This window comes from Gracilibacillus suaedae, assembly GCF_017599345.1.
In the GTDB taxonomy this organism is placed as follows: domain Bacteria; phylum Bacillota; class Bacilli; order Bacillales; family Amphibacillaceae; genus Gracilibacillus; species Gracilibacillus suaedae.
Genome location: NZ_JAGFVL010000007.1, coordinates 1 through 1,024 on the forward strand (window position 1 = coordinate 1; position 1,024 = coordinate 1,024).

Below are 1,024 nucleotides of genomic sequence, written 5' to 3' on the forward strand. Positions count from 1 at the left end.
ACACCTGTTCCCATGCCGAACACAGTAGTTAAGCTTTCCAGCGCCCATGGTAGTTGGGGCTCGCGCCCCTGCAAGAGTAGGACGTTGCCAGGCAAAAATACACAGGAGGATTAGCTCAGCTGGGAGAGCACTTGCCTTACAAGCAAGGGGTCGCAGGTTCGAGCCCTGCATCCTCCACCATTTCAGCCGGTCTAGCTCAATTGGTAGAGCAACTGACTTGTAATCAGTAGGTTGGGGGTTCAAGTCCTCTGGCCGGCACCATTTGGGAGCCATTAGCTCAGTTGGTAGAGCATCTGACTTTTAATCAGAGGGTCGGAGGTTCGAATCCTCCATGGCTCACCATTCAAGCGGGTGTGGCGGAATTGGCAGACGCGCTAGACTTAGGATCTAGTGTCTCTTGACGTGGGGGTTCAAGTCCCTCCACCCGCACCATACAATTACAATAATTAAATACATGCGGAAGTAGTTCAGTGGTAGAACACCACCTTGCCAAGGTGGGGGTCGCGGGTTCGAATCCCGTCTTCCGCTCCAGGAAATTAATCATTTAGTTTGCCAAATGGTTAATGTGTTATTCCTTGCCGGGGTGGCGGAATTGGCAGACGCACAGGACTTAAAATCCTGCGGTGGGTTTCCACCGTGCCGGTTCGAGTCCGGCCCTCGGCACCATTTAGCGCCCGTAGCTCAATTGGATAGAGCGTTTGACTACGGATCAAGAGGTTAGGGGTTCGACTCCTCTCGGGCGCGCCATTACGGGAAGTAGCTCAGTTTGGTAGAGCACTTGGTTTGGGACCAAGGGGTCGCAGGTTCAAATCCTGTCTTCCCGACCATTAAAAAAGAATTTTGTGGGGCCTTAGCTCAGCTGGGAGAGCGCCTGCTTTGCACGCAGGAGGTCAGCGGTTCGATCCCGCTAGGCTCCACCATTTTTATTGCTTTGATCTTTGAAAACTGAACAAAACAACCAGTATGATTATAAACATGAAACAAGCTAGCTTATAGAAGCGAGCGCAAGTCAACTTTTATTGAG

At 51.5% G+C, this 1,024-nt stretch carries 9 tRNA genes and 1 rRNA gene; all 10 read left to right on the forward strand.

The annotated features are described in order from the left end of the window. Positions 1-93: ribosomal RNA gene (gene rrf, locus J5J03_RS00895) — 5S ribosomal RNA — on the forward strand; the annotation flags it as partial. An 11-nt stretch (positions 94-104) separates the two neighbouring features. Further along, positions 105-180, forward strand: a tRNA-Val gene (locus J5J03_RS00900). Positions 181-185: 5 nt separating this feature from the next. Then, positions 186-261, forward strand: a tRNA-Thr gene (locus J5J03_RS00905). A gap of 5 nt (positions 262-266) precedes the next feature. Then, a tRNA-Lys gene (locus tag J5J03_RS00910) sits at positions 267-342 on the forward strand. A 5-nt stretch (positions 343-347) separates the two neighbouring features. Next, a tRNA-Leu gene (locus J5J03_RS00915) sits at positions 348-432 on the forward strand. Between the two features lie 24 nt (positions 433-456). Further along, positions 457-531 (forward strand) — tRNA-Gly (locus tag J5J03_RS00920). Positions 532-577: 46 nt separating this feature from the next. Next, positions 578-666, forward strand: a tRNA-Leu gene (locus tag J5J03_RS00925). A gap of 4 nt (positions 667-670) precedes the next feature. Then, a tRNA-Arg gene (locus J5J03_RS00930) sits at positions 671-747 on the forward strand. 3 nt (positions 748-750) lie between these two features. Beyond that, positions 751-827: transfer RNA gene (locus J5J03_RS00935), tRNA-Pro, on the forward strand. Between the two features lie 17 nt (positions 828-844). After that, positions 845-920, forward strand: a tRNA-Ala gene (locus J5J03_RS00940). The last annotated feature ends 104 nt before the right edge of the window (positions 921-1,024 follow it).